Source organism: Neobacillus niacini, assembly GCF_019749295.1.
Lineage (GTDB): Bacteria > Bacillota > Bacilli > Bacillales > Cytobacillaceae > Neobacillus > Neobacillus niacini_D.
In genome coordinates this window covers 124734-146619 of the sequence record NZ_JACWFG010000018.1, presented here as the reverse complement: position 1 = coordinate 146619, position 21886 = coordinate 124734, and the positions used below count along the sequence as shown (strand labels likewise).

At 38.7% G+C, this 21886-nt stretch carries 19 protein-coding genes and 1 riboswitch; of the genes, 5 read left to right on the top strand and 14 right to left on the bottom strand.

The genetic code is table 11. The features are described from left to right. Positions 1-65 precede the first annotated feature (65 nt). From H0184_RS21985 to H0184_RS21975, 3 genes are all read right to left on the bottom strand, one after another. A complete protein-coding gene (locus H0184_RS21985; protein WP_221828469.1) occupies positions 66-1235 on the bottom strand; it encodes an HD-GYP domain-containing protein in 1170 nt (389 codons plus the stop codon). 178 nt (positions 1236-1413) lie between these two features. Beyond that, a complete protein-coding gene (locus tag H0184_RS21980; RefSeq protein WP_221828468.1) occupies positions 1414-2658 on the bottom strand; it encodes an ATP-binding protein in 1245 nt (414 codons plus the stop codon). A gap of 284 nt (positions 2659-2942) precedes the next feature. Then, complete coding sequence (locus tag H0184_RS21975; RefSeq protein ID WP_221828466.1) at positions 2943-3392, bottom strand: hypothetical protein; 450 nt, start codon at positions 3390-3392, stop codon at positions 2943-2945. Positions 3393-3533: 141 nt separating this feature from the next. Here H0184_RS21975 and H0184_RS21970 point away from each other — a divergent pair, with 141 nt between their 5' ends. From H0184_RS21970 to H0184_RS21960, 3 genes are read left to right on the top strand one after another with little or no spacing between them, the layout of a single operon-like run. Next, positions 3534-3809: a hypothetical protein gene (locus tag H0184_RS21970; RefSeq protein ID WP_260631740.1), complete on the top strand. Its 276-nt coding sequence runs from the start codon at positions 3534-3536 to the stop codon at positions 3807-3809. Between the two features lie 3 nt (positions 3810-3812). Continuing rightward, positions 3813-5048 (top strand): glutathionylspermidine synthase family protein, encoded by a 1236-nt coding sequence (locus H0184_RS21965; RefSeq protein ID WP_221828462.1) that lies wholly within the window; start codon positions 3813-3815, stop codon positions 5046-5048. Further along, complete coding sequence (locus tag H0184_RS21960) at positions 5042-5431, top strand: DUF350 domain-containing protein (RefSeq protein ID WP_221828460.1); 390 nt, start codon at positions 5042-5044, stop codon at positions 5429-5431. The genes H0184_RS21965 and H0184_RS21960 overlap by 7 nt, the downstream gene beginning before the upstream one ends. A gap of 30 nt (positions 5432-5461) precedes the next feature. Here the strand turns inward: H0184_RS21960 and H0184_RS27815 are convergent, their stop codons facing one another. The 4 genes from H0184_RS27815 to H0184_RS21940 all read right to left on the bottom strand — a co-directional run bounded on the left by H0184_RS27815 (position 5462) and on the right by H0184_RS21940 (position 9438). Further along, positions 5462-6490, bottom strand: a complete 1029-nt coding sequence (locus tag H0184_RS27815) for an ion channel (protein WP_313771811.1) — start codon at positions 6488-6490, stop codon at positions 5462-5464. A 494-nt stretch (positions 6491-6984) separates the two neighbouring features. After that, the gene (locus H0184_RS21950) at positions 6985-7434 is read right to left on the bottom strand and encodes a threonine/serine exporter family protein (protein ID WP_221828457.1); all 450 of its coding nucleotides are present in this window, start codon (positions 7432-7434) and stop codon (positions 6985-6987) included. 12 nt (positions 7435-7446) lie between these two features. Then, complete coding sequence (locus tag H0184_RS21945; protein ID WP_221828455.1) at positions 7447-8208, bottom strand: threonine/serine exporter family protein; 762 nt, start codon at positions 8206-8208, stop codon at positions 7447-7449. A 120-nt stretch (positions 8209-8328) separates the two neighbouring features. Further along, a complete protein-coding gene (locus tag H0184_RS21940) occupies positions 8329-9438 on the bottom strand; it encodes a sugar ABC transporter substrate-binding protein (RefSeq protein WP_221828453.1) in 1110 nt (369 codons plus the stop codon). A 126-nt stretch (positions 9439-9564) separates the two neighbouring features. Beyond that, positions 9565-9672, bottom strand: a riboswitch (SAM riboswitch). A 244-nt stretch (positions 9673-9916) separates the two neighbouring features. Here H0184_RS21940 and H0184_RS21935 point away from each other — a divergent pair. After that, positions 9917-11116 (top strand): MFS transporter, encoded by a 1200-nt coding sequence (locus H0184_RS21935; RefSeq protein ID WP_221828451.1) that lies wholly within the window; start codon positions 9917-9919, stop codon positions 11114-11116. Between the two features lie 32 nt (positions 11117-11148). Here the strand turns inward: H0184_RS21935 and yfkAB are convergent, their stop codons facing one another. Beyond that, on the bottom strand, positions 11149-12267 hold the full coding sequence (yfkAB, locus tag H0184_RS21930; protein ID WP_221828449.1) for a radical SAM/CxCxxxxC motif protein YfkAB: 1119 nt from the start codon (positions 12265-12267) through the stop codon (positions 11149-11151). A gap of 192 nt (positions 12268-12459) precedes the next feature. Between yfkAB and H0184_RS21925 the strand changes: the two genes are divergently transcribed. Continuing rightward, positions 12460-13248 (top strand): formate/nitrite transporter family protein, encoded by a 789-nt coding sequence (locus tag H0184_RS21925; RefSeq protein ID WP_221828447.1) that lies wholly within the window; start codon positions 12460-12462, stop codon positions 13246-13248. Between the two features lie 115 nt (positions 13249-13363). Here the strand turns inward: H0184_RS21925 and recQ are convergent, their stop codons facing one another. The 6 genes from recQ to H0184_RS21895 form a co-directional block, all read right to left on the bottom strand. Then, complete coding sequence (gene recQ / locus H0184_RS21920) at positions 13364-15502, bottom strand: DNA helicase RecQ (RefSeq protein ID WP_221828445.1); 2139 nt, start codon at positions 15500-15502, stop codon at positions 13364-13366. A 444-nt stretch (positions 15503-15946) separates the two neighbouring features. Then, the gene (locus tag H0184_RS21915) at positions 15947-16090 is read right to left on the bottom strand and encodes a hypothetical protein (RefSeq protein ID WP_221828443.1); all 144 of its coding nucleotides are present in this window, start codon (positions 16088-16090) and stop codon (positions 15947-15949) included. Between the two features lie 3 nt (positions 16091-16093). Further along, entirely contained in the window at positions 16094-17656 is a 1563-nt protein-coding gene (locus H0184_RS21910) for a fatty acid--CoA ligase (RefSeq protein WP_221828441.1), read from the bottom strand. Positions 17657-17671: 15 nt separating this feature from the next. After that, positions 17672-18817 (bottom strand): acyl-CoA dehydrogenase family protein, encoded by a 1146-nt coding sequence (locus H0184_RS21905; RefSeq protein ID WP_221828439.1) that lies wholly within the window; start codon positions 18815-18817, stop codon positions 17672-17674. Between the two features lie 39 nt (positions 18818-18856). After that, positions 18857-20377 carry a class I adenylate-forming enzyme family protein gene (locus H0184_RS21900; RefSeq protein ID WP_221828437.1) on the bottom strand — a complete coding sequence of 507 codons (1521 nt, stop codon included), beginning with the start codon at positions 20375-20377 and terminating at the stop codon, positions 18857-18859. Between the two features lie 210 nt (positions 20378-20587). Then, positions 20588-21775 carry an MFS transporter gene (locus H0184_RS21895; protein ID WP_221828435.1) on the bottom strand — a complete coding sequence of 396 codons (1188 nt, stop codon included), beginning with the start codon at positions 21773-21775 and terminating at the stop codon, positions 20588-20590. Positions 21776-21886 lie beyond the last annotated feature (111 nt).

The window sequence follows — 21886 nt, the reverse complement described above, 5'->3', positions numbered from 1 at the left end:
ATGTTTTATTCCGATGAACGGACACCACCAGCAAGTTGTCTTTACCTTTTTAAGCTTACGAATTTTCATGAGTCCACCTCCCTCTGTAATTCCCATTTTTCTGTCCACGGATAATTTTTATGAAATTTGATCCATGCGGGGTATACATTTTTGAATTTTTCCACAAGGACTGGATCAAATTGTGTACCCTTTCCTTCAATAATACGTTTGTATGCTTCTTCAACCGGCATAGCTTCACGATAAGATCTTGAAGAAGTCATGGCATCAAAAGCATCAGCAATGGTAGACACCCTGGCAAGTAATGGAATTTCTTCTCCTTTTAATTGTTCAGGATACCCTTTGCCATCCCAGCGTTCATGATGATAGCGAATAACATCAATGCTATTACTTATTCCTTCTACATTCTTAACAGCTTCAGCACCAACAACTGGATGAGACTTGATAATTTCAAATTCCTCATTCGTAAGTCTGCCAGGTTTCATTAAAATGGTATCAGGAATATTCACTTTCCCAATATCATGGAGTAAACATGCATAATAAAAAGATTTTTGTTCTTCCTTTGTGAACTTTCCAACTTCATTAGCTAAAATTAAAGCATATTTTGCAACACGCTCACTATGTCCTCTTGTGTAAGGATCCTTTAATTCTAGTGTTGCTATTACTCCTTTTACAATTCCCTCTAATTGCTTATCATATAAATTGCTGACAGCCCTAACATAGCCTTGAAAACGAACTAATAAAAAGAATGACATGCCAGATAAAATGATCATCAGAATAATAGGCATAATTAGAAAACTAGTATTTAATATGATAGCTGTAATAATATATTTTACGGTAACCCCAATACTGACTAACCAGAAAAAACTGGTACTTAAAAAGATTGGTAAGGATAATATGAAAAATACCTCAACGATATTTCCGCTAGAATATAATTCCGCATTTCTAATATAAGAGAAAATTCCTATAGGCGTAGTGATGCTTAAATAGCTGAGTATAAAAACATATTTTATTAAATAATCCTTTTTCTTCTTGCTTAAATAATAAGCAACTGGGATGAAAATCAATAATACTAGATAAATAAGGCCCCAAACCCAAGGATTTCCAGGAAAACCAGGTTCACTATCTACTATTGTTCCAGGTGCAATGTAATAGTAAAATACATCATAGCCTATTAAAATTATATATGATATTAAAAGAAACCATTTTACTGTTCGTTTTTCTTCATGCTGAATCATGTTATCCTCCAAGCACCCTTTAATACGCCTATCATTTAGGGAATTTTGTAATAAACAGTCAGAAATCCTTTGTTTTTACAAAAAATAATTAACTTTTACTATTCATTTAACATTATATCTCATTGGTTATATGCTTAAAATATATTATACTGATGAAATTTGTATAATTACAGAATTATTATTTTCCAAAAGTCTGTGTTATCGGTATGGTTACAATTACTGTTGTACCGTTTCCGACACTGCTTTTAAACGTTAGTTCCCCTTGATGGTCTTGGATTATTTGGTTAGATACCATTAATCCAAGGCCGGTTCCTTCATTTTTAGTGGTATAGAATGGTTCACCTAAATTATGAATCCGCCCGTCATCTATTCCACATCCCTCATCTCGGATAGAGATTTTCATCTTGTTTCCATCTAAGACGTTAACATTTATTTTTACTCGCCCGCCATCAGGCATTGATTCAATTGCGTTTTTAATAAGATTAATAAAAACTTGCTTTAGTTGATGCGAGTCACATTCTAGTGGGGGCAGGGGTCCAGCGATCACTGTTTCAATAGTTACCTTCTCTTTCTCAGCTTGATGTTGAGTAATCGATAGAGTATAAGCAATAATTTCCTCAATGTTCGCCTTCACAAATTTGATTTCTTTTGGTTTGCCTAGATACATCAAATCGTTAACAATAGAATTGATTCGGTCAATCTCTTGAATCATTATCGGATAAAAATCATTGGTATTTGGGTATCGCTCTTGTTGCAGCTGTGTAAATCCTTTTAATGAAGAAAGTGGATTTCGTATTTCATGACCAATAGCAGCTGCCATTTGGCCAATCACGGCCAGCTTTTCTGTCTTTCTCAGTTCTTCATGCACTTCAATCAAAGAACCGATATACGAATTAAACCGTATCAATATAATATAGGCGATAGCAGATAGGATGATATATATAACTGTAGGAACCACAACGCGAACATCGAGCAGGAGAACTCCAAGAAGTATATATTTTAGCACCATTCCTGCTGAAACAGTCCAAAAGTACCTTTTATTTACAAAGATAGGAGCAAAAAGGATAAAGACAACTTCCGCAATATCTCCGGAACCAAAAGGCTTGTCCGTCCCGTAATAAATCAATATAGTATGGACAGTATCAACAAGGATAAAGCTGTAAATATAAAGATACTTAACAATATAAGGATTACCTTTTTTCATAAAGTATATGGCTAGTGGAAAAATCCCAAAAAGGATAACGTATACCCAAATCCCCAAACCCTGTTGGGGTCTAGTTATTCCCCTGCCATAAATATTGGGAAAAATATAATAATAAATTAGTTCAAATGAAATATAAAAAATATAAAATAACCACAAAAATATTTTAGTTGCTTTCTCCTCTTCATAAAATAATTTAGAGGTTGTACTGCTCTCTTTCATTTTGTAACTCCCTTTTGGTGCACATATAAAGTGATTCAAATTATCTCCTACCATTTTACCACCTTTCGAAGAAAAATCCTTTTATTTTTTTTGGAAATTCGATGAAGTTCGACAAAATTCTTCCTATCCTGAATATGCCTTGTTTTATATAAACATTGAAACATTGAATTGGCTGCTTTCTTTACGTTGGCATCTAACATCTTCCAACCCCCCAGCTATAAAAAAAGCTAACCTTTTTAGATGGTTAGCCTTTTCACTTAAAAGATATACTTTTATAATTAATTTTATCGACTTTTACCAGTGTATGTCCCATAAAACACATAGCATTTTCGGTCTTCATCTATTTCTCTTGAATCAAGTTCAAATTCCAAGAATTTACCATCTTTCTGGATATAGATAAAATCAGAATGAAGAGCTGCCAGTATCTCTTCATGCTCCCACACATCTTTCCTTTCCACTAAGGTAGATGTTGTCCCTTTTAGTTCCCTGACTTCAAAACCTATGTGAGAATATATCGTATCGGAGGTATCGTTGGTGTAACTTTCTTTTGTTACATAAAGAACGGCCGTTCCATCTGGATCCATAGCAGTGGCGTTAACACTATATGTCGCCCCTTCTTTTACGAAGAATTCGCAGGTCATTCTTGCTACTGCTTCAACGGGCGTAATATTTTGATAATTCCATAAGGCAGGAAATTGTTTTTTCTCATCATCTAGTCGATACTCCAACCTCATTTTTCATCCCTCTTTCTTTTTCTTTCCATTTTACCATTGTTTTCCTGAATTTTACTCTTATAATGGATATTATAAATTAAAAAGGAGTGTGAGAAGGTGAAGAAAACCCAATGGTTAATTACTGGTGTTCTTACTTCTCTTATGGCTGGAACTACCCTGGCAGGCTGTTCCCAGGCACAGGACTTACCACCAGAGCCAGATGACACGAACTGTTCAGACTGGGAGTGGGATGATGATGAAGGCGTATGGCAATGTGATGATACTCGCTCAAGTTATTATGGTCATTTCTTTTATGGAGGCTTGTTTTACCGTAATAAATCAGCTTTGATCAATTCCTCTGCTTACAAATCTTATAAATCTTCCTCAAGCTATAAGGGCGGATTTGGCAGCGGATCTAAAGGTGGATTTGGAGGGTAGTACATGTCCACATATGCAAAGGACCGGAGGCAATTTTACTCCAGGTTTCCTGACTTTTGGTCGAATTTATATGGCAGCGAATACAGCCTTTATCATGTTTTTAACATTTCTTATCAAACACATACCCTTTTGAGGGAAGCGACAGAAAAGATGGGAAAGGTATTTTTTAAAACGGCAGGCCTCTTGCGCAGCCTCGAGGACCAGCAGCTTCTTGAACTTGGTTTCCCTGCTGCAAGTCTTCCATTTCTTAGAATGAAAACTCTATTTCCTGAAAGTGTTATTTCTCGATTTGATTTTGTTCTGACACGTAATGGTGTAAAAATGCTTGAATTTAATGCTGATACTCCTACTTTTATCGTTGAATGCTTCAAAATTAACGGGGAAGTCTGTTCTGAATTGGGTTATCGTAATCCGAATGAAAATCAAGAAAAGCTGCTTGCCTCGGGTATTACTAAGGCAGTCCTTGAATCTTCAAAGGAATGTGCGTCACCTAATGTTGTGTTCACAGCCCACCGTGATCATATGGAGGATTGGAACACCACGGTTTATTTAAGTCAGTTATGTAAGGTCCCTAATCAAGTCCTCCCCATTTCAGAGCTAAGGATTACTGACGGTGCACTCTTAGATTCTAATGGTGTATCAATTGATGTTTTATATCGGCAGACGTATCCTTTAGAACATTTACTTGAGGATCAAGACCCAAATACAGGGGATTTAGTAGGAGTTGAATTATTACAACTCGCTAAGGAAGGTAAATTATCTATCGTAAATCCAGTTTCGGCATTTCTTCTTCAACCCAAATCCATTCAATGTCTAATTTGGGGATTAGCGGAACAAGAGGGATTTTATACAAAGGAAGAACAGGAATGGATAAATACATATATGCTTCCTACCTATCTTGAAGCAGATTCATTTGCAGGTACACATTCCTATGTTCAAAAACCATCCTTTGGAAGGGAAGGAGATACGATTACCATATGGAATCAACACACCAAGGTAGATGCCCAAAATTCCTTCCAAACCTACAAAAACGAACTGCCTGTCTATCAATCATATGTACCTCTTCCTGTTGTTTCACTCGAAACTGAAAAAGGCATTGAAGAACTGTCTCTGGTATTTGGTTCTTTCCTTATTGCCGGTAAGCCGAGCAGTATTGGAATCCGTGCGGGAGGAAAAATCACAGGTAATGAATCTTATTTCTTACCAGCAGGAATAAAAAAGGAGGAGTTTAATTGTTAAATTTCTTAATATATCTGGGTGTTTCATTAGCCTTATTACTTATTGGTCTTTTCTTAATGGAGATTACCACAAAGGTAAAGGAATTCGCCTTAATGGCGAAGGGAAATAAAGCAGCAAGCTATGTTCTCGGAGGAAGACTTCTCGGACTGGCAATTGTTTTATATTCCGCTCTTGCTAACTCCATATCGCTAGTAGATACGGTCATTTGGGGAGCAGTTGGTATCGCAGCACAGATTATTGTCTTCTATCTAACTGAATGGCTGACCCCGCGTCGTTTTAACGTATCCCAGAGCATTGAGGATGACAATCGTGCAGTCGGTCTTTTTCTACTATTATTGTCCGTATCGATTGGCATAGTTATTGCTGGCTGTTTGACATATTGAAAAAGCGCATCTATTTAGATGCGTTTTTTCTTATAGTCTTTGGTATATATGCTTGTCACAGATGACAAATAATCTAGCCAATTTTGGGATAGGTTCATTCCATTTCTTGAGTATGTTCAAATCATTTCGATCTGCTATAAGTTGAGCACCGTTGTCCTTTAGTTGTTCATAAGCAGCACCATATGTTTTCCACTCAGGCCTTATGCTGACTTCCCAAAGATCGCTGCCTCCATCTCCATCCTGCCTGCTTAGCAGTTGAGTAAAGAGATGGCTCGCTCCTTTCATTTGGGCTGATTTCGCCATCAGATTTGATACAGAACCATTTGATAAAATAAACTCATCAATCTTAACATGCTTAAAATTATCAACATGCTTTTCATTGATAATCTCAGCTATCGTATAAATATTCTTCTCCGTTCCATCATCATAGCGCTCTATGGAGGATGCAGTTAAAAGAGTCTTGCCATCAACTAAATCAGGATTTCCTATCCCTTCGGCTGCAAACAACAAAACAGCTTGAGAATTTTCAATTTTAGCTTTCCTCAGTGTCTCAACATCTGTCGGGCTCCCTTGAATATAATGAAACCGTTCATGTTCATAAGGAGTCTTTTCAAATTCATCTATCAACACGATATCTGTTTTTTCATCACATAATAAAAGTTCCTTAATTGTGGATTTGCTTTTAGCCGTCCAGCCCATAATAACAAAATGATTTTCACCTTTATAAGACAATTTCCCCTCCTCCTTTCGCTTTTTATATTGCGTAACACCATCTACTATAACCCCAATAACTGTTCCAAATAGTCCTATACCTAATGTATAGACGACAATCATAGCCCATGTTCTTCCAGCCTCTGTGGCAGGATAGACATCTCCATAACCTACCGTAGTCATCGTAGTAAGAATCCACCACACTGCATGCAAGCTGCTTTCAAACGTATTAGGTTCTATAACTCTCATAATTTCTGCGTTTACAATAATAAATAACAAGGTAAACAGTATTACTGTTCGATACCTGTACCGAGAGGCTGTGAGGAACAGTTTACGAAAAAATAGCATTTTCCCCCTCCTTTCCTTTTCTCTTACTATCATTTCTACTTATGATTCCCTTTTTCCTTTTTTAAAAGAAGGACACTATTTATATTCCTTTCATTTTTTGTATTGACTTTTTTAATTACAGGGTGTAATATTATTAATTGTGCTTTAGATTTTATGTAACTTGTATACGATAGATAACGCAATGTAAGAATTTTTTTCTGGCATTCTGCTTATGTTTTAAAAGTAAAAACTTATTCACGCTGGATCGGCTTCGGAGCCGTAAGGATGTAAGAGAGGTAGGGCTTACGTCGTTTAGGTATAAAACCATCAGGTGGAAGAGTAACCGCGGCAAATTGGTCTTTTAATACCATTTATTATATATAAATACTTACCTTGCGATTGCAGATATTTGAAATCAACCAATCACAAGTTACAATAGTGATCCCTTTTGGATCAAAGCAAAAAGAAGGCAGAGGAAATTTATCCTCTGCCTTCGTCCAATTCTATTGGGAATTTTAGATTTTTAACACTTTACCGCCTTTTATCCTGCGAACCACTTGATTAATAACCTCTGAAAAAACAAGCCCAAAAGCAATGGATCCTGATAGTAAGGTTACCTTTGCACCTAATGCTATTGCATGAAAGTAATCATCCTCGACAAAATTCCTCATCGTATCATATGCTAACCCGCCTGGTACTAACGGAATGATTCCAGCAACGCTAAAAATAATAACAGGTGTTTTATAGAATTTGGCGAACTCTTGGCTGACTATTCCAACAAATAGAGTAGCTAAAAGTGTAGCTACTACAGAATCTCCCGAATACTTTTCCGCCATATAATAGATAATCCACCCGCCCATTCCAACAAGTCCGCATTTTACCAGCGTTTCCTTCGGTGCGTTAAAAATGACTCCAAATGCAGCTGTGGCAATAAAGCTTGTGATTAATTGTCCTAAGATTTCCACTCTAATCCCCCATTACAAAAATGATAAAACGACTGCAACCCCAGATCCAATTGCAAATGCTGTTAAGAGTGCTTCCGCGCCTTTAGATAATCCCGAAACCAAATGTCCAGCCATTAAATCTCTTACAGCATTGGTCACTAAGAGCCCAGGTACTAATGTCATAACCGAGCCAATAATAATTTTATCTAATTGGCTGCCGACTCCTATTTTAATTAGAATGAGTGCTAAGAAACCAATGATGAATGACGCTAAAAATTCAGAGAAAAATTTTATCGGTATGTAGCGGTGAAAATATAAAAACCCGAAATAACCTAATCCTCCGGTTACCATAGATGGAATAAAGTCAATCCACTCACCTTTAAACATAATCATAAAACAGCCGCTGGCAATGGAAGCTGCAGCAACCTGAATCATAAAGGGAAAGGTGACATTTAATTCCTCAAGTTCTTTTAAAAGTGTAAGTGCTGCCTCAAGATTGATTTCACCATTTGTAATTTGGCGTGAAATACTATTAACCATTGCGACCTTTTTCAAATCGGTAGAACGAGATGATATTCGAATTAGCTTTGTTTTAGTAGGCTCAGCACCTTCAGCAGAAAAAATAATTCCTGTTGGGGTTACATAGCTGTGCGAATTTTCAATTCCAAAAGCAGCCGCAATTCTCATCATCGTATCCTCAACTCGATAGGTTTCCCCGCCGCTTTGGAGCATAATTTTCCCAGCAAGTAAACAAACATTCATTATTTCGTATGTAAGTGTTTTTTCATTATCCATCTATCCTTCACCACAATTACTCTTTCTTTTATGATTTCCTAAGTTTAATCAAAACACAGCCTTTTATCAATAAAAAAACGCCCTTTCAATGAGAAAAGGCGTTACTATCATCTTTTGATACTACTTCTTATAGTGTTCCTTTAACTTCTTCATCCAGTCCTCTTCAAAAGCGGTTGATTGCCCCCAGCCTGAAATAATATCGGCAAGGTTTACCATATTAACTGGATCTTTTGATTTTTGAAGGTCTTCTTGTGAAATCAATGATGCTTCTAGATCATAGGTTTGAGGAGTTTCTTCTCCTGCTAGTTTCTTGGCTAATAATCTCATATTCACAGCACCAATAAGCTTCGGATCAACGGCAGCAGTATACTTCCAAGCACTGCCTTTTCTTTGAATTTCCTGCAGGTCTGCATTTGATACATCGATACCATAAAGCTTAACTTCTTCTCTGCCTGCTTCCTTCAGTGCACGTGCAGCACCAATGGCAAAAGCATCCCAAGTGGCAAAAATTGCATCTAATTCACCTTTAGGATATTTATTCAGCATAGCAGCAACCGCATTCTGTGTTTGAACACTAGTATCAGCGGAAGCAATACCAAACCGTTCTACTTCCTTGATTCCTGGGTTCTTTTCTAAGACATCCTGGTACACTTTATTTCGTCGAACCATTGGTGGAAATCCATCGACCCAAAGATAAGCGATATTTGCTTCACCTTTCGTTTCTTGAACTAATTTATCTAATGCTAATGTTGCCAATGCTTCATCATCCTGTGATGTAAGAGTTACACCTTCCACTGTTGTTAAATTAGGATTCGAGTCAAAGGCAACAATGCTTTTTCCTGCTTCTACAATTTTCTTCACATCGTTTACTGTTGCATCATCGTCACCATGGGAAATGACATATCCATCATAATCTTGGCTTAAAGCCTGATTAATCGCGTCATGAAATTTCGCGGTATCTCCATTTGCAGTGAAAACATCTACGGTGAATCCTAACGCTTCTCCCTCTTGTTTGGCACCCGCTAGGAATTGAGCAGTATGATCATCACCACCGATTTTTCGAATAACCTTAATCTTTGGCTGATCTCCTTTTGCAAATCGTTCCGGAACCCCCTCAATGGTTGTATTCCCGCTTGTTTGCTTTGATTCTCCCCCAGCTCCGCAGCCTGTTAGCAAAAGTGTTGCTGCAATCGCTGATACAAAAGTGCTCTTTAATAAATTCTTCTTCATGTTGAAATCTCCCCTTTTTTTAATATGTACGTGCATTCCCACCAACGTTGCTCCTAGGAGAGTATTGAAAAACAAAAAACCTCTCCAGGTAAGAGAGGTTTCATCACAAAAAGAAGGATTACTCCTCTCTTATCTTTCAAAACAATTACTTGTTTTGCAGGATTTAGCACCAATTCCAAACGGAACGGTTGCTGGGCGTCATAGGGCCAGTCCCTCTGCCACTCTTGATAAGAGAACGTATTATTTTACTTGTTTAAAGTATTAAACTAAATTTAATCTTCTATTAACATTTTGTCAATAGTGTTTTCTTAATATTTTAAATTAATCCTCTACTTTCACAACCTCACATAATAACGTACCTAAAACCAGAACACTAGAAACGTATATAACTTTCATTTTCTTGAAAATTCGGTATTATAATATTTAGCAAACCGAAATAATAGATGAAAAGAGGTGAGCTGGCCTGACTAAATCGGAAATGGCGAAAAGAAATATCTTAATCATGTGGTTCGCTAATTTCTTTGTTGCTGGAAGTATGACCATGGTTCTGCCGTTTATTTCCTTGTACATAGAGACCTTTGGTGACTTTTCAGAAAAATATGTACAGCACTGGTCTGGAATAACCTTTGCTGTAACGTTTGTATCTGCTTTTATCTTTTCACCCATTTGGGGAAGAATTGGCGACCGCTATGGAAGAAAAAAAATCCTAATTATTTGTGCAATTGGAATGGGATGCTCGATATTCCTCATGGGCTTTGTTCAATCCGTTTGGCAGCTATTCCTCTTGCGGCTTTTGATGGGGTTTTTCACAGGATTTATTCCAATGTCACAAGCATTTATTTCCACACAAACACCGAAGGAAATAGCGGGCCGTGTCCTTGGTACATTGCAAACAGGCAGTATCACTGGTTCACTGCTTGGTCCGATGCTTGGCGGGGTTTTAGCGGATTCACTGGGTTACGCCTTGACCTTTAAATGGACATCTATTGCCATTATTGTTTCTGGACTGCTCGTTTTTGCGACAAAAGAGTATGTAATGGAAGCGAAAAAAGGAACCAAATCACACTATTCTAGTAAGGAAGTTTTCACACATATTGTTAGGAATCCAGTATTGTTAACGGTTTTACTGATCTCGGCACTCGTACAAATTGCCCATTTTAGCATACAGCCAATTCTATCTTTATTTGTCAGTGAACTGCATGGTCACACGAACATCGCATTTTACTCCGGAATTGCCTTTTCCGCAGCTGGATTAGGAAACCTGCTGATGTCGAGAAATTGGGGGAAGATTGCGGATAAACATGGTTATATTAAAATCCTCGTCATACTGCTTTTTGTATCAGGGATCATATACCTTCCTGGTGCAGCCGTTACTGAGTACTGGCAATTAGTTATTATCCGCTTTACCCTGGGAATTGCAATTGGAGGAATTATCCCAGTCCGCATTGCCTACATTCGGCAAGAGGCCCCCATTGCTATGCAAGGTGAAGTCCTAGGCTACAATACAAGCTTACGGTTCCTCGGAAATATCATAGGACCAATGCTGGGTGGATTTATTTCAGGTTATTTAGGATTTTCCGCTGTGTTTATTAGTACTAGTGTTTTATTAATAGTCAGCGGAATTATTTTATTTATCTCAATGCACCGTCATCCGAAGTTGGTTAAACATACAGCGTAGCAAATGAAAAAGGCAGGTAATCCCTGCCTTTTTCATTTGCTTATTTTGTTTTTTTGCATAGAAAAATCTATATCTTGGTAGTAACTATTTTTCACTAAGATATTAGGTCCAAGACAGGCAGCAGCTGGACAATGACAGCTCAGTTCCTTAGCAATAGCAGAAGATTGCCAGTTCTCGTATGCATCTGTCAGCTTAGTATCTAAAACATTTCCCAGCGGCGGAGTATCACCAAAATCAGTAACGATTATATCTCCATTAAAGATATTAACATTTAAGCGGGACCGGCCATCAGGGTCATTTCTTACGGTTACATTTTTACTTTGAAAGAGCCGATTTAGAAGCTCTAAATCCTCTAACTTATGGCTGCATGCATAAAAGGGAAGAGTTCCAAACAGCATCCATACATCTTCATCACGAACATCTAGTAAATGATGAATAGCATCTCTTATTTCATTTAGAGATAATGTTTCAAGATTGCTCGCAAAATCACTTGGATACATAGGGTGAACCTCGTGACGCTGACAGTGCATTTCATCAACAATTTGACGGTGGATTTTCTCTAAATAAGGGAGTGTCCGCTTGTTAAGCATTGTTTCAGCCGAAACCATTACCCCCGCCTTCACCAGCTCTCTGCTATTTTCTATCATCCTCTGAAAATACTTTTCTCGCTGTTTATAATCAGGCTTGCGCTCCATTCTTGCAAACCCGCCTTCGACGAAATCATCTATCGTTCCCCAGTTATGCGAGATATGCATGACATCTAAATATGGAATAATTAACTCATACCGTGCTAGGTCCAGCGTTAAATTCGAATTAATTTGGGTCCGGACTCCTCGTTCATGAGCATATTTTAATAAAGGAACCACATAATTTTTGATAGAGGCAAGAGAAAGCATTGGTTCTCCACCTGTAATACTAAGTGCGTTTAGTGTTTGAATTTCATCTAACCTGCTCAAAAGTAAATCAAGAGGAAGCGCATCCGGGTCTTTTGGTTGGAGGGTGTACCCTACTGCACAATGCTCGCAGCGCATATTACATAAGGTAGTGGTCGTGAATTCAATATTGGTAAGTTGAGGTTTTCCGTACTGCTTAATGTCATTATAAGCTTCCCACGGGTCATATTCCGGGGTTATTTTTTTCAAGTAGGACATAGTAAACTCCTTAAAATCAGTATTAAAAAACCATTTCATTATAACTGAAATATAGTATTTTTTGTTAACATTAAGTATTAATTTAAAACCTATGTTATTATTTAATCTATTATTCTAGACATGCATAATTTAATGTTTCTCGTTAAAACTAACATGATAGAAATTGTTAAACAGTGGATGGTGACGTACATAATGGAAATGCCACTCTTAAGTGAAGTTGAAAAGCTGGCGTTAAAGAAAGTAAAAATTTTTAGACAAAGCCTGTTACGATATATTTTACGAGCCATGCTCGCAAGTATGTTTATCGGGTTTGGTGTAATTGTTGCTTTTAAAACAGGTAACTATTTCTACCTAGAACACTCCCCTTTTGCCTATCCAATGGCGGCACTTACCTTTGGTTCAGCCATTATCCTAATTGCATATGGCGGCGGGGATTTATTTACTGGTAATACCTTTTATTATACCTATGCAGCATTACGTGGAAAAATGGCATGGCTTGAGGTTACTCAGTTATGGGTCAGCAGCTACATTGGCAATATTTTAGGAGCAGCTGTTTTCGCGTTGATGATTTTCACAACTGGATTATACGAAGAATCCTCAGTTAATGGCTTTTTATTAAGTGTTGTAGAAAAGAAAATGCAAGTACCCACAATGGAACTTTTTTTCCGAGGTATCCTTTGTAATTGGCTCGTCTGCCTAGCCTTCTTTATACCAATGGGCCTTAAGGGAGACGGACCCAAAATGTTTTCGATGATGCTCTTCGTGTTTTGCTTTTTTATTTCCGGGTATGAACACAGTATTGCCAATATGTGTACATTTGCCATTGCCTTAGTGTTGAACCATCCAGGAACCATTTCATGGGCCGGAGTTTTCCATAACTTAATCCCTGTAACTATTGGAAACTTATTTGGCGGCAGTATGTTAATGGCGTGGATGTATTATTTTGTGAATAAACCATTTTTAGATGATTATAAAGAATAGAAAATAGCCGTATGCTGCATACGGCTATTTATACTTTAATCGACAAATTCCCGGGAAATATCAACAAATAAGCAGAGCAGATGACAAAAAAATTGTGAATTTTCTAAAAATACCACTATCCCTTATTCTTTTTACTTAAAAAATATAGATAACCCTTTATCATAAAATAACTAACCTCTTCAGGTAATTGTTCTTTAATCGGCTTTAGTCGATCCCTGCCAGCCTCTTGAACAGCTTTCTCTAATAATTGAATGTATTCTGCCGGAATAAGTCGTGTAAAATCAACCTCCATACCTTGCTGAGCACATTGGATTAAGTGGCTTTCTACAGTACTAATAGCCAAATCTCTACTTTTAGCTATTTCATCAATGGATAAGTTTTGCTGATGAAACTGGAATGTCTCTAGGTGGGAATCACCTACAGCCTTTTTTTTGGCTGGCTTTTTTGGTGCAGCTCCGACAACAGATTCAGCTTTGCGTTCAGGGTGTGCTTCACAAAAAGCTCGGATGGATTGAATAAAATCTAGTCCATATTTCTTCAGTTTATGCTCCCCGACTCCACTTACCGTTAGGAATTCTTCGTTCGTTTTAGGCAGTTTGGCACACATATCCTTTAGGGCTGCATCAGAAAAAATAACAAATGGCGGAACATTTTCACTTTCAGCAATTGTTCTCCTAACTTCCCGTAAGGTTTCAAATAATGGATCATCTTTTGAAATTTCTTTAACTTTGACACTTTCTCTCCTATGGACTTGTTCTATCCCAAGCAGAATGTCCTTCCCTTTAGAAGATACATACAGAGTTGGAAATTGCCCCTGTTCAATCGCGATTAATTCTTGAGAGATTAAAAACTCGATAAAATCAGTGACTTCTTTCAAACCTTTTTCCTTCATAATTCCATAGGTGGTTAACTTGTCAAAACCCATCTCGGTTACCTTTTTATTTCTTGAACCTGTTAATACTTGTGCTGTCAGAGTTTTGCCGAATCTCTGTCCCATTCGGATTAAACAAGAAAGTACCATTTGCGCTTCCTTCGTTACGTCGTTACTTGAGCGGGAATCGAGACAGTTACCGCACCTTCCACAAGAATCAGTTTCAATTTCCCCAAAATATTTAAGAATAAACTCCTGCAGGCAATTTTCAGTATGGCAATAATCAACCATCTGCTGCAGCTTTTCCAGCTCCTGTGTGATTCGTGCCCGGTCGCTGGATTGGTCAATTAAAAAGCGCTGAACTTGTACATCCTGTGAGGAATATAGCAGGATACATTCACTCTCAAGTCCGTCACGTCCTGCACGCCCCGCCTCTTGATAATAGCTTTCCATATTTTTCGGAAGTTGAAAATGGAGGACATACCGGATGTTGGATTTGTCGATACCCATTCCAAAGGCTGAAGTGGCGACCATAACAGAGGCTTCATCTTTTAAAAATCTGTCCTGCTCACGTATGCGCTCTGCGTCCCCCATTCCTGCATGATATCGGGCAACATTAATATTGGCTTTTTTCAGTCTCTCGTAAAGCTGGTCAACGTTTTTCCTTGTCGCTGCATAGATAATACCAGCTTCTTTTTCATTCTGTTTTAAATAATCTCTAAGAAAGTTTAATCTATCTTGACCTTTTATCACAGAAAAGGAAAGATTCTCTCGTTCAAATCCCGTAATAATTGAATTCTCCTCATCGATATCCAGTGTTTCACAGATATCCTCGCGAACCCTTGGCGTCGCTGTTGCAGTTAGCGCCAATACATTGGGTTTCTGAGGAAGACTGTAGACCATTTGCTTAATATGACGATAGCTCGGCCGGAAATCATGACCCCATTGCGAGATACAATGTGCTTCATCTACTGCTACTAACGGAATCTCCATTTGCTGCAATTCCTCGATAAATTCACGAGATTCTAAGCGCTCGGGGGCGATGTAAAGGAGCTTGTACATTCCTTGCTTCGCTTCCCTGATTCGTTCATTGGCTTCATTGTAACTTAGTGAGCTATTGATAAAAGTTGCAGGAATTCCTACCTGTACGAGGGCATCGACTTGATCCTTCATAAGTGAGATTAACGGGGATATTACAATCGTGGTACCAGGTAAAACAAGTGCAGGAATTTGATAACAAATTGATTTTCCTCCGCCAGTTGGCATAACACAAATTGTATTTTCTCCAGCTAGTACGGATTGGATTGCCAGCTCCTGCCCATTTCGAAAAGATGAGTAACCAAAATGAGTTTCTAGTAATCGCTGAGCTTTTTCAAATAACAAAACGTCTCCCCCTTCTACTAAATAATCTTCTCTTATTATACCTTTTTTTCAATGTATCCGAGAGTAAATTTATGCTATGTGAAAGTAATTTTCGTTATCCGAGAGTGTTTTCCGCTATGCGAGAGTAATTTTCGTTATCTGAGAGTGTTTTCTGCTATGCGAGAGTAATTTTCGTTATCCGAGAGTGTTTTCTGCTATGCGAGAGTATTTTTCGTTATCCGATAGTGTTTTCTGCTATGCGAGAGTATTTTTCGTTATCCGATAGTGTTTTCTGCTATGCGAGAGTAATTTTCGTTATCCGAGAGTGTTTTCTGCTATGCGAGAGTAATTTTCGCTATACGAGAGTATTATCCGCTATGCGAGAGTAATTTTCGTTATCCGCCAGTATTTCTCGCTATCCGCCAGTATTTCTCGCTATCCGCAACTAATTCCTGCTATCCGCAACTAATTCCTGCTATCCGCAACTAATTCCTGCTTATCCGCAACTAATTCCTGCTTATCCGCAACTAATTCCTGCTTATCCGCAACTAATTCCTGCTTATCCGCAAGTAAAAGACCGCTGAGATAACCACTCAGCGGTCTTTTCAATCATTATCCCTGCGTAAACAGTTCTTCCAACTGTTTACGCAGCACGAATTTTTGAATCTTACCGCTAGCATTCCGCGGCAATGCTTCACAGAAGACGTATTTACGCGGGCGTTTGTAGTTCGCTAGGCTATCACTGTTTTTACAATAGTCTTCTAGATCCTGCTCTGTCAGCGCAGGGTCCTTTTTCACGACAAAAGCGGTAACAGTTTCTCCCCAGCGGTCATCTGGCTGGCCGACAATGGCTACATCCAGCACTCCTTCATGCGCATGCAAAACATCCTCGACTTCACGCGGGTAAATATTCTCTCCGCCGCTGATAATCATATCGTCCACCCGGTCATTGACGAATAGAAAGCCCTCGGCGTCAAGGTAACCGATATCACCTGAATGATACCAGCCTTTGTACATCGATTTTTCAGTAGCTTCATCCCGATTAAAATAGCCTGTCATCATGCATGGTCCTTTTACAATAATCTCACCTGTTTCACCTACTGGAACGATATCATCAGGATCAGATGGTCCATCCTCTCTTGTACGAACCACGCGAATATCATGATTATAAGCTGCCTGCCCAGCTGATCCTGCCTTTCTAAGCTGATCCTTCTCGGATAAGAACGTAATCGCAGGACCCATTTCTGTCATCCCATATGCCTGAACTAACCCGATACCGAATCGGTCGTGGAGAGCATGAACAAGAGACGGTGCCATGGGGGCCGCACCATATAAACCAAGCTTGAGACTTTCCGTGTTATACAGACTTAAATCTTCTTGCAGCAGCATGTTCCACATTGTTGGTGCCGCAAAAAACTTCGTGATTTTCTCCTGCTGAATTAATTGTAAGATGACTTTAGGATTAAATTGATGGAGGATAACATTTCGTGCTCCGGCCTGAATTCTTGGCAAAAAGGCACAGTGAAGTTCGGCACAATGGAACATTGGAGCAGTAACAAGTCCAACATCCTCAGGTTCCAGCTTTTGGGCCGCAATACAAAGCATACTTTGGTCTACCATATTTCGATGGCTATGCATAACCCCTTTTGGCCTTCCTGTTGTCCCGCTTGTATAAATGAACGCATAAATATCATTTTCATTCACATCAGCCTGAATTTCTTCAATCGATGAGCCAGCAAGTTTTGCATGATAACTTTCAGCATAAGCTGGTGTTTCTTCATCAATAAACCAAAAGGCGGTTGAGTCAAAACGGTTTTCGATTGCAGCGATAACAGGCTCCAGCGCCTTTTCAAAAAGAACAACCTTTGGCGTTGCATCTGATAGAATAAAAGCCACTTCCTCAGGCATTAAACGGAAGTTTATTGGATTAAAGATGGCACCAATCTTAGTACAGGCAAAGAAAGCAGTCCCAAGCTCTTCCGTATTAAACATGAACGTAGAAACACGATCTCCTTTTTTTACTCCTTCACTCACCAATGCATGGGCAAGCCGGTTTACCTGCTCATTCCACTCTTTGTACGTATAGCGGACGTTTTTCCTAACGTCAAAAATAGCTTCCTTGTTCGGAAATCTTTTTACCGTTAATTCGAAAATTTTTCCAATAGTAGTTGTCATCTAATCTCCTCCAATTTACAAACCTAGATTTTTTGCAATAATTGTTTTCATAATTTCATTTGTACCAGCGTAAATACTTGAAACCTGTATATCACGGAATCTTCTCGCAATCTCGTATTCTTCCATATATCCATAGCCGCCATGAAGCTGCAGGCATTCTCCGGCAATTTTCTTAGCAGTATCCGTTAATCGCCATTTCGCCATTGAAACCTTGGTCACCACGTTTTGACCATCCATATGTTCAGCTATTAATTGATCTAAAAATGCTCGCCCCATCTCTACCTCGGTAGCCATTTCAGCAATTTTAAACTGCGTATTTTGGAATTGGCTGACAGGCTTTCCAAAGGCTTCACGACTTTTCACATATTCGATCGTTCCCTGAAGCATAACTTCTGCTGCAGTTTGGGCAGCAATGGCAACCAGCAGCCGTTCCTGCTGAAGTTTATCCATCATATATAAGAAGCCTTTACCTTCTTCACCAAGAAGATTTTCCTTAGGTACTTTACAATCCTCAAAAATTAACTCAGCGGTATCCTGACTATGAAGACCCACTTTGTTCAACTTTCTTCCTCTTGAAAAACCGGGAGTATCCCGTTCAACAAGGAGCAAGCTTACCCCTTTATGTTTTGGTACTGCGTGAGGATCAGTTTTACAAGCAACAAGAATTAAATCAGATTGAATCCCATTTGTAATAAAAGTTTTTTGCCCATTCAATATATAGTGGTCCCCATCAAGCTTTGCTGTCGTTTTAATATTCGCGAGGTCAGACCCCGCACCAGGTTCAGTCATGGCAATGGCTGTAATAAGTTCCCCTGTTACACAGCGGGGAAGCCATCGCTGTTTTTGCTCTTCTCTACCGAAGGTATTGATATAAGGAACCACGATATCATTATGCAGCCCCAGTCCCACCATACTAGATCCAACTCTCTCTAACTCTTCATTTATCACAACAGAAAAGCCCCAATCCACACCACTGCCACCATATTTCTCATCTAAATCTGGACAAAGGAATCCCTGTTCTCCCATCTTCCTCCATAAGGAGCGCGGAATCATTCTCTCTTCTTCCCATTGTTCATAAAACGGGACGGCCTCCTTCTCTAAAAATTTCCTTAATGACTTACGAAAAATCTCATGGTCTCCGGTTAAATAAGGATGCTTCATTTTGTAGAACCTCACTTTCTATTTTTACCCGCTTATCAACTAAGCGTTGACTTGATTCAATTTTTGACGAAGCTGATATTTTAATATTTTCCCAGATGCATTCCTTGGCAGCTGTTGTTCTATAAAGATTCTTCTTGGAACTTTGAAGCCCGCGAGCTTCTGACGGCAGAAGCTTTTTAGCTCCTCCTCATTTATGACAGCCCCTTCTTTTGGTACAATGATGGCGCAAACGGCCTCACCCCATGTATCATCAGGGAGTCCAATAATAGCGGCGTCAAGTACCTCAGGATGCTCGAAAAGGACTCCTTCTACTTCCATAGAATAAACATTTTCGCCGCCAGTAATAATCATGTCTTTTTTCCGGTCAACAAGGGTAATGTAGCCTTCCTCATCAATGCTTGCCAGGTCCCCTGTATAAAGCCAGCCATTCTTTACCGTACTTTTCGTTTCTTCCGGCTTTTTATAGTACTCCTTCATAACCATAGGGCTTTTAATAATGAACTCACCCACCACACCAGGTTTAACATCATTACCCTGTTCATCGACAATACGCGTCTCAGTTAGAAAAATTGGTTTTCCTCCCTTGCCAAGGTGGAGTTTATGCCCCTCTGGATCAAGAAGAATTCCACCAGGTCCGCCTTCAGTCAAGCCGCAAAGATTATAAAATTGATCGGTTTTAAATAATTGAATACTCTTTTTCACTAGCTCAGGTGCCATTGGTGCTGCACCATACCCGCACCTGCGGATGGAGGATAAATCGTATTCTGCTGCATTTGGAACTTGTAGAATGAAATTAAACATGGCTGGAACACCAAAGAAGTGAGTAATTTTATGTTCTTGAATGGTTTGAAGTGTTTTGACTGGATGAAAATCACGATGGATGATGTGCGTTGCCCCTAGTGCAACACCTGAAACTAAGAATAGATTTAACTGTGCAGAGTGGAAGAGTGGTGCTACATGAAGGATACGTTCATGTGGACGTAACCCCATATTAATGGTTACTGAAATTCCTACATTAAAAATCCTTTTATGATCAAACAATGCGCCTTTCGGTCGTCCAGTTGTCCCTGATGTATAAAGAATTTCTAAATCATCTTCATCAGAGACCTCAATATCTGGTTCCTTCTTTTCATTAGATAAAGCGCTTTCATAAGAGTGATAGCCTAATGTATGGGGTTCTCCTATGGTAATTACGGTCCTAACACTATCCTCTTTAGCATCTGTTATGATTTCTTCAAATTCTAAATCACAAACAACTAGCTGAGCTTCTGATTGCTGTAATATGTAGTGAACTTCGGTTGAGGTTAAGCGAAAGTTTATAGGTACAGCAACAGCACCTATTTTAGCAGCCGCAAAAAAGGTAAAAACAAAATGGTCTGAGTTTTTCATCATCAAGGCTATTTTATCGCCCTTTTGTACTCCCATCTTCAGAAAGCCATGGGCTAGTCTGTTTACTTCCTCATTGAATTGCCGGTAGGTGTAACTGCGGCCTTCACATTCAATGGCTAAAACTTCCGGGAACTTTCTAGCATTTTGAGATAAAAGACTACCAATATTCATTATTGTTGTTCCTCCCTTTTTTAAAAAGAAATTCACCCTAACCTATTGTAACAAAATTAATGAATATTTAGAATATTACTACAGGAATTATTTACTAACTTTTTACCTATTTTACTAAATTCATAGGAGGACAATTCAGATAGAAGTATACGGGAGTTTTTATTAATTAAAAAGGTCAGAACCTCTTCCTTTTGAGGTCCTGACCTTTTGTTATGATACAATTCTTTCCTTCGGAGTAACTCTCTTTTTCCTTACTTCTATCATAGTTAAAACGACGGCCATAATTAAAAATAAACTGCTTATTCGGAAGAGATTTGCCGTATCAGTGAATTGTGCTATTGCTCCGAAAATCAATCCGCTTAAGCCAATTCCTAAATCAATCGCTGAAAAGAACATTCCATTTGCTACACCTCTGCGATTTGCGGGTGTAATGGATAAGGTCCAGGCTTGCAAGATCGGTAACGCACAGCCAAAGCCAATTCCAAACAATCCTCCCGCTGCGGCAAGCATTAAATTGGTTTGTGCAAAAGACAAGATCCAAAGTCCAATAAAGGTTGCGAAGATACAGATAAATACCATTGCAATCGGTCCCTTTTCATCAAACCACTTTCCTGTAATAGGTCTAGCCACTGTTGCAACAATGGCATTAAGAATATAGAATAAAAAGATTTGATCAATGCCTTTTTCTTCTCCAAATATGACGATAAAGGTTGAGACAGAACCATAACCAAGACAAATAATGAAGGTAATTAAAGAAGGATACCAGCTCGATTTCTCCACTAATGAACCAAGGTAGGAGAATTTAAGGTCCTCTTTTTTTGTTTTTAAAACTGCTTCAGGCGTTCGATAGTGTACGAGTGCAAGCAGCACTACAGATATAAAACCTAAGATGCTGGAAATAACAATTAGATTTGTAAATGTAGTGACATTGTATAAGAAGATTCCTAGACTAGGAGCAATAATATAGGCAATGGTATTGGACAGCCCAAAATAACCCATGCCTTCACCAAGCCGGGAAAATGGAATGACGTCAACTGCTGCTGTTCCATTCACAGTAGTAGACCAGCCCCACGCAAGGCCATGCACAAAACGGATAAAAAGGAATACCACGACGATGCTAGAGATTGGATATAGAATGGTAATAACGAAAAGAATGAATGCTCCAATTAATACGAGATGCTTTCTATGTTTGTATTCAAGCATGTATCCAATAAACGGTCGAATGAGCACAGCACCGATTGAAAACAATGCCGTAACAAGACCAATTTCAAGCCCGCTTGCACCAATTGATTTTATATAAGGGGGCAGCGTAGGAATAAGCATCTGAAAAGACATAAACACAAATAGATTCCCAACCATTAACATAATAAAAGATTTAGTCCATAAACGTTCTTTCATAGGATTACCTCACTACCAATCTTCATTTCGAAGATTGGGGCCATTTTATTTATTTCGTATCACTAAATATCAGCATAGAACCACTGAAAGAGAAATAAGAAATCATCTGTA